This is a genomic window from Brevibacillus sp. MS2.2 (assembly GCF_013284345.1).
Classification (GTDB): Bacteria; Bacillota; Bacilli; order Brevibacillales; family Brevibacillaceae; genus Brevibacillus; species Brevibacillus brevis_C.
Window position 1 is genome coordinate 1 of the sequence record NZ_JABSUZ010000068.1, and the last position, 8,178, is coordinate 8,178.

Annotated in this window: 5 protein-coding genes; 3 read left to right on the forward strand and 2 right to left on the reverse strand. The window is 44.7% G+C overall.

Annotation, left to right across the window (positions count from 1 at the left end):
- The first annotated feature begins 77 nt into the window (after nucleotides 1–77).
- A complete protein-coding gene (locus HP568_RS29440; protein ID WP_173630938.1) occupies nucleotides 78–1,352 on the forward strand; it encodes an MFS transporter in 1,275 nt (424 codons plus the stop codon).
- 60 nt (nucleotides 1,353–1,412) lie between these two features.
- Here HP568_RS29440 and HP568_RS29445 read toward each other — a convergent pair whose 3' ends face one another.
- Both HP568_RS29445 and HP568_RS29450 read right to left on the reverse strand, forming a co-directional pair.
- Nucleotides 1,413–2,777 carry a sensor histidine kinase gene (locus HP568_RS29445; protein ID WP_173630939.1) on the reverse strand — a complete coding sequence of 455 codons (1,365 nt, stop codon included), beginning with the start codon at nucleotides 2,775–2,777 and terminating at the stop codon, nucleotides 1,413–1,415.
- A complete protein-coding gene (locus HP568_RS29450) occupies nucleotides 2,774–3,499 on the reverse strand; it encodes a response regulator transcription factor (protein ID WP_048035491.1) in 726 nt (241 codons plus the stop codon). Before HP568_RS29450 ends, HP568_RS29445 begins: the two co-directional genes overlap by 4 nt.
- A 561-nt stretch (nucleotides 3,500–4,060) precedes the next feature.
- Here HP568_RS29450 and gyrA point away from each other — a divergent pair.
- Entirely contained in the window at nucleotides 4,061–6,586 is a 2,526-nt protein-coding gene (gene gyrA, locus HP568_RS29455) for a DNA gyrase subunit A (protein ID WP_173630940.1), read from the forward strand.
- Between the two features lie 132 nt (nucleotides 6,587–6,718).
- Nucleotides 6,719–7,837 carry an HD-GYP domain-containing protein gene (locus tag HP568_RS29460; RefSeq protein ID WP_048036015.1) on the forward strand — a complete coding sequence of 373 codons (1,119 nt, stop codon included), beginning with the start codon at nucleotides 6,719–6,721 and terminating at the stop codon, nucleotides 7,835–7,837.
- Nucleotides 7,838–8,178: the final 341 nt, after the last annotated feature.

Sequence of the window (8,178 nt, forward strand, 5' to 3'; positions counted from 1 at the left end):
ATCCAGCTTGGATGGTTTTTTTTATTCCCTGAAAACTGAAATTTCTGACATATTTTTAAAAAAGGAGTCATGTCATTATGAAACAAGCTTCTTCGAGTCGGCTCCACTATGCCTGGATCATTGCCGGTGTCACCTTTTTTATCCTTTTGATCGGTGCGGGAATTCGCTCCGCTCCTGGCGTATTTATGGTTCCTGTTGAACAAGAATTTGGCTGGAGTCGTTCTTCTATCTCAATAGCGCTGTCCATTAATCTATTGCTATACGGATTGGTAGGCCCGTTTGCAGCAGCAGTCATGGATCGATTCGGAATAAGGCGTATCACGATCATTGCTCTCATCCTGTTAGCATTGGGTTCCTCCCTCACTACTTGGATGCAGGCCTCTTGGCAACTGACTGTACTTTGGGGAGTCGTTGTTGGACTGGGTTCAGGATGCACGGCTTCCGTATTGGGAGCGATGGTTGCAAATCGCTGGTTTGTGAAGCAACGCGGATTGGTTATGGGGATATTAACGGCAAGCGGTGCAACAGGACAGCTGGTATTCCTCCCTCTTCTCGCAAGCTTGGCTGAATCAGATGGCTGGCGTACGGCATCGTGGGTGATTGCAACAGCAGCGCTAATCTTGGTTCCGATTGTTGCAGTCTTCATGCGTGATCAACCAAGTGATAAGGGACTTCAGGCATTTGGCGCGACAGAAGCTGATCAGGAAATAGAAGATATCAAGCAAAACCCTTTTCGTGCAGCTGTTGATGGTTTAGTAAGAGGATCTCGTTCCTTTGATTTCTGGTTGTTGGCTGGCAGCTTTTTTATTTGCGGACTCTCTACAAATGGTTTAATCGGTACTCATTTTATAGCTGCTTGTATGGAGTACGGCATTCCAGCGGTAACGGCTGCAAGTTTACTCGCTCTTATAGGGATCTTTGATATTATCGGTACAACGTTGTCGGGATGGCTATCGGATCGCTTTAACAATCGTTGGCTCTTGTTTTGGTATTACGGTTTACGGGGATTTTCGTTAATGCTGCTTCCAGCAGCGCTTTCCTCTTCTACGTTTACCCTGGGCTTGTTCATCGTTTTCTATGGCTTAGATTGGGTAGCCACTGTTCCTCCGACACTTAAGTTGACAACCGATATTTTTGGAAAACAGCAATCAGGAATTGTGTTTGGGTGGATATTGGCTGCACATCAATTAGGTGCTGCTGTGGCCGCTTACGGTGGAGGAGTCATTTATACCGTGTCAAATAGTTACTTTCTCATGTTTATCATTGCGGGAATATTTTGCTTGATCGCGTCTGTCATGGTTATGCGTATTGGCAGGAACGTGCTCACGGCGAAAATTTCCGGGAACATGTAGCTGTAAAGATATTGATTGAAAGAAAAACACCCGAGTAGACACTAGATACTCGGGTGTTAGTTAGTTTTCAGGCTGCGGATAAAAGGGAAGGATAATGCGGAAAACAGCGCCGTAGAGAGGACCATTTTCTGCTTGGAGACGGCCGTGCGAACGTTCGATAATTGCTCGAGAAATAGCTAGCCCCAGTCCGACATCACCATTTTTTCCTTTCACAAAACGATGAAATAAATGAGGGAGAAGCTCTTCCGGGATGCCCTCACCATCATCTTGTACTTCTATTTGGAGCTGGCGTTTGCCTGGATTGATTTCGATCGTGATTTGATCCTTGGCATGACGTAAAGCATTTCCAATAATATTCAACAAGGCTTGAAGAAACTTTCCTTCATCGACGTACACTACGTCATTGGCTTTAGTCGAACGTACTGAAATCGTTACATTGTTTTGGAGCTGCAAAGGGTGTAAGCGTTCAATGGCCCGATTCACCAGGTCATTAGCGGAATGCCATGAGGGATCAAACAAATTCTCTTCGCCTTCAAGCTTGGCCAACAATATAATTTCAGTCACAATATGCTTCAATCGATTGGTTTCCTCTACGATGACATTAAAACCTTTTTCAGCAGCAGCATCAACAAAAACACCATCGCGAATTCCCTCAGCATATCCTTGAATAGACATAAGAGGGGTTTTTAGCTCGTGGGAAGCATTCTGTAAAAATTGCCGCTGGATTTCATGAAAACGATCGAGTTCTTGTGCCATAGAGTAAACACTATTCGAGACTTCAGCAATCTCACCGCGAGCAGGAATGAGCTGGACTTCGGAAAATCGCCGCGATTGAACCTTTTTAATTTCTCTCGTCAATTTATGCAGTGGCTTCACCATACTACGCGTAATAAAAAAGCTGAGCAAAATCGTGGATACGGCTCCAATCAAAACGATGAACAATATGTTATTCGTCATCTCCATACGAATGTCTTTTAGTCCACGGACAGGAGAGGCAAGAATCAGTCGTTGCTTTTCGTCGTTTTTAAAAGCCAAGTTAACGACCACGTAATCATCGCTACCGACCATCCATATGTTTCGATTTTGCCTTTTCTCCGCTTTCCGCTCAAGGGCGTCCATCCATTCATTCAAATTGGAAGAAGGCAGGGACGTATAGAGTACTTTTTTCTTTTTGCCTAAGAGCAAAACTTCTATCTTGCGATTGGAAACGAGAAGCTTTTCGAGTTCTGCGACTCCCTCAGTTTCGATCTTTACTTTCGATTCGTCCATTTTTTCAATCCAGAATCGCCCTTTTAGGTTTAATTCATTCTTTTGCTGTTCGATTAAATTATCCAGCAAAAACGAATTGATCAGAACAGCTGATACCCCCATGACAAGACAGAGAAGAAGAGCGAACATCAACGTAATGCGAAATTGGATACTCATTCACCCTTGGTTCCTTCCAAAGTTCGCAGGCGATACCCAAACCCCCAGACGGTTTCGAGAGGGATCTTGTCCAGCTTTTTTCGGATACGACGAATGAGATCATCAACCACTCGATCACTTCCAAAATAATCATATCCCCATATAAGAGAAAGCAGCTCATCTCGGGAAAAAGCCCGATTCGGATGCTCCGATAAAAGGCTAAGCACCTGAAACTCTTTTGAGGTCACCTCTACTTCCTCCCCAAAAGAATAGACCAGACGTTTTTTCTTATCTAATACAAGAGCGCTGTTAGCGGCCTCTTCCGGGTTACTGTCTTTCGCAGTGAAAGGGGATTCTTCCGCATGGGATTTCATCTGTTTCCAACGTTGGAGTGCCCGATTCACACGTGCCACTAATTCACGAGGGCTAAAAGGTTTAGTGAGATAATCATCACTTCCTAACTCTAATCCTAGAATTTTGTCTACTTCTTCGTCCCGAGCAGAAACCATGATGATAGGCGTCTCTGATCCAGCACGAATACGTCGGCAAAACTCATAGCCATTCATACCGGGCAACATGATGTCCAATACCCATAGATCGGGGGGATTCTCTTGCTCTAAAGTAATAGCCTCTTCGGCTGATTCAACTGCAGTTGTAACATAGCCTTCCTTTTGCAGATAGGCTTCGACGATCTGACGAATATTGATGTCATCGTCTACGATAGCAATGTGAAAGGTCTTCATAGGATTCCTCCGCGAACCTTTAGATTCTCACTTTATTGTACATCGTCAAACGGACTTAAGCAGTTGTTGAAGGCATTTCCCACACTTTTCCCATACTTTCCTGCATATCTTACAAGAGTGTAAGGAAATTGAAACCCAAATCGATAGGACTAGGTTTTCATTCCCTGTAAAATCAAAGTACATTCAAAAAACGGAGGGATACACCATGAGAAAACTACTACAGATGATCGCGATTACGTTCGGATTGTTAATCGATACGAAGACAATGATTCACTCCTCCGAATTGGAAATGGTCGTGAAGCTGTAAAGATGGTCATAAATACACGTAAAAAAACATGAACTTCTAGGCGCCAGAATGTAGGGGCCTTTTTTGTTTTGTGTGATGAACCAGTGTGAAACAGAGCTGGAATATTTAGGGATACTTCGAAATTCGTGAGTGCACAGCCAAAATGCGTGGAAAATCTTGTGGAAATGGATTGATTCAACTGGATTTTTTGGACGTGTCCTCTCTCTCTATGGTATAATGAAGTATTGTGATAACCAGTTGGAGGTTTACCCTTTATGGCAGAAGAAACTGCTCGGTTTCCAAAAGTCGATATTAGCCACGAAATGAGAGAATCGTTCATTAGCTATGCGATGAGCGTTATCGTCAGTCGGGCTTTGCCTGACGTTCGCGATGGTTTGAAGCCTGTACACAGGCGTATTTTGTATGCCATGCACGATATGGGTCTTACTCCTGACAAGCCGTTCCGTAAATCGGCAAACGTTGTCGGGGAAGTAATGGCGAACTACCATCCGCATGGTGACTCTTCCATCTATGAAGCGATGGTACGTATGGCCCAAGATTTTAACATGCGCTACATGCTGGTTGAAGGGCAAGGGAACTTCGGTTCTGTAGACGGCGACCCGGCAGCGGCGATGCGTTATACGGAGTCGCGTTTTTCCAAGCTCGCGCTGGAGCTTTTGCGCGATATTGATAAAGAAACGGTCGATTTCACTCCTAACTACGATGGACGCAAAGAAGAGCCGGTTGTATTGCCTTCTCGTTTCCCGAACCTGCTTTTGAATGGTGCATCAGGGATTGCTGTAGGTATGGCTACCAATATTCCGCCGCATAACTTGACGGAAGTTGTTGATGGCGTCATTGCCATGATCGATAATCCTGATATTACGATTCAAGATTTGATGAAAATTATCAAGGGACCTGACTTCCCTACAGCGGGGGAAATTCTCGGTTACAGTGGTATTCGTCGTGCCTATGAAACAGGCCGTGGTTCCATTATTATGCGTGCCAAAACCCAGATTGAAGAGGATGGGAAAGGAAAACCGCGCATCATCGTAACAGAGATTCCTTATCAGGTGAACAAGGCTAGACTCGTGGAAAAAATCGCGGAGCTAGTGCGCGAGAAAAAAATCGAAGGCATTACCGACCTTCGTGATGAGTCTGACCGCAAAGGTATGCGTATCGTTATGGAATTGCGCCGTGACGTCATTCCAAAGGTTGTATTGAACAATCTGTTTAAGCATACCCAAATGCAGTCTACATTTGGTGTGAATATGCTGGCACTCGTTGACAGTCGTCCGCGTGTATTGAATCTGCGTGACATGCTCTTTTACTATTTGGAGCACCAACGCGTCATTATCCGCAGAAGGACCGAATACGATCTCAAGCAAGCAGAAGCCCGTGCGCATATCCTGGAAGGCTTGCGCATTGCGTTGGACCATATTGACGAGATTATCAGCTTGATTCGATCTTCTCAAACCACAGAAGAAGCTCGCACAGGACTCATGGAAAATTACTCCTTGTCCTACGAGCAGGCACAGGCCATTCTCGATATGCGTCTGCAACGCCTGACTGGTTTGGAACGAGAAAAAATCGAGAACGAATACCAAGAGCTCATGGTGAAAATTGCTGAATTGCGTTCTATTCTTGCAGACGAAGCCAAAATCTACGCGATCATCCGCGAAGAGCTGGGTGAGATCAAAGAGAAGTTTGGCGATGCAAGACGCACGGAAATTACTTTCGATGAGAATCATATCGAAGATGCTGATTTGATCCCAGAGGAAGATGTCGTAATCACCCTGACGCATGATGGTTATATCAAGCGTCTGCCTGTTTCCACCTACCGTTCGCAAAAACGTGGTGGACGTGGCGTGCAGGGGTTGGGAACCAAGGATGACGATTTTGTCGAGCATCTGTACATTACCAACTCGCATGATTACATCATGTTCTTCACGAGCAAAGGGAAGGCTTATCGCCTAAAAGGATTCGAGATTCCTGACCTGAGCCGGACAGCGAAAGGTACCCCAATCATCAATCTCATTCAGATTGAAAAAGGGGAGCGGGTAAGTGCGGTAATCCCTGTGAAGGAGTTTGATCAAGAACATTTCCTGTTCTTTGCGACCAAGAAGGGGATTATTAAGAAAACCACGCTGGAGTCCTATGAAAATATTCGCAAAGGTGGCCTGATTGCGGTTAACCTGCGCGAAGATGATGAGTTGATTGGTGTTCGTCTGACGGATGGCCAACAAGAAATCATCATGGGTACTCACAAAGGCATGTCCGTCCGTTTCAATGAGGGAGACGTACGCACGATGGGACGTAACGCCACCGGTGTGAAGGGGATTACCCTTGACGACGATGATGATGTCATCGATATGGACGTTATTAAACCAAATGCAGAAGTGCTCATTGTAACGGCTAATGGTTACGGAAAACGGACTCCTGTTGATGAATACCGCATTCAATCTCGTGGCGGTAAAGGAATTAAGACACACAATGTAACCGATCGAAGCGGTCCGGTCGTTGGGCTGAAAGTGGTTGAGCCTGAAGAAGATCTGATGATTATTACCACTTCCGGTATCATCATTCGCACAGAAATGAAAGGTATTTCTGTGATGGGGCGTTACACGCAAGGTGTGAAACTGATCCGTTTGTCTGAAAATGAGCAAGTAGGATCAGTCGCCAAGTGTCCTCCAACTGAGGATGAGGATATGTCGGATGAAGATGTGGAAGAGGGAATGGAAGATCTGCAAGACGGAGAGACTGTCGAAGCAACCGAGCCTACCGAACCGATAGAGGAATAACAAAAATCACGAGGAAAGCGTCCCGCATGATGTGGGGCGTTTTTTCGTGTAAGTGCTGAAAGTTTGCCCAGCCCAGTGCTTTTTTCCTGCAAATGGTTTGGGTTTAGAGTAAAATTGGGAAATGGATACTATATCATTAACAAGTTGGATCGGGTGGTGAGCAGGTTGCCCAATGTGGAAGTGAAACAACTGACTCTTGGAGCGAAATTGGCTGAAGACGTATTTACAGCATTGGGAGGCATTCTTTTCGCAAAAGGAACCCCTCTCTATGAAAGAGAAGTTCAATTCTTAGAAGCGTTCATGATCAAGCAGGTACAAGTAGAGGATTCAGGAGGGGCTGTGACTGACCAAGGTGAATCCACTAAGGTAGATACGCCAGAAGCTTCTGAGAAGTTTACCCAAACGAAACCTGTGTTTCAGGAGTCATTTGATAAAGCAGTGTCTACACTGAAAAATTTAATGACCCGCGTACAAGGCGGCAATAACATACCAGTTATGGAAGTCAGGGAAGTTGTTACGCCGATCATTACGGAGTTTCAGCAGCAACCACAAGTTCTTCTCTCCCTTCGGCATTTTGCAAGGATGGATAGCTATGCCTACGAGCATGCCATAGCGGTTGGGATTATTTCCTATATGATTGCAAAATGGGTCAAGGTGCCTGAAAAGGAATGGATGCAGGTCGCATTGGCGGGTACGTTGCTCGATATCGGAAAAACGAAAATCGATCGGCGGATTTTGCAAAAGCCAGGGAAGCTTACGCCAGACGAATTCGAAGAGATGAAGAAGCATACCGTTTATGGCTACCAAATTATTAAGTCATCCCACGGTTTAAGTGAAGGTGTAGCATTAGCGGCTTTGCAACATCATGAGCGAGAAGATGGTTCAGGCTATCCACTAGGTTTGCCTGGTTCTAAACTGCATTTATACAGTAAAATCGTCGCTGTGGCCGATGTGTATCACGCAATGAGCTCGGATCGTGTGCACCAAAAGGCGTTGTCTCCCTATCAAGTGGTGGAGCAATTAGTGCAGGATAGCTTCGGGAAACTTGATCCTACCATTGTTCGCACATTTGTGGAAGGGATCACTCAATTCGCTGTAGGAACGCTCGTTGAATTAAGTGATGGAACGATTGGGAAGATCGTATTTACAGATCGTAATCACCCAACGAGACCAATGGTCGAAACAGGTGGAAAAATCGTAAACTTAGTCGAAGCTCGACATTTATCTATTGTGAGAGTAATGGAACAGTAACGGAGAGAGGCGAGTGATTCGCCTCTTTTTTAATGTAATTTAAAGAAATTCAATTTTATTATAAAAACCTCTTGTGTTGTTTAAAAATACGTGATAAGATACTTCTTGTCGCTTCGGTTGAAGCAATACTTCAAGAAGAAATGTTACAAAAGCTATTTACTTCTTGAACATTGTTTGATAAAGTATTGAATTGTCGCCGCTAAGCGGAACAAGATTTTTTTAAAAAACATCTTGCAAAAGCCTAGACGGTATGATAAGATAGAAAAGTCGCCTCGAGAGAGACGAACAAAATGCTCTTTGAAAACTGAACAGCGAAAGCGTTAATGAGTCTATCATTAAAA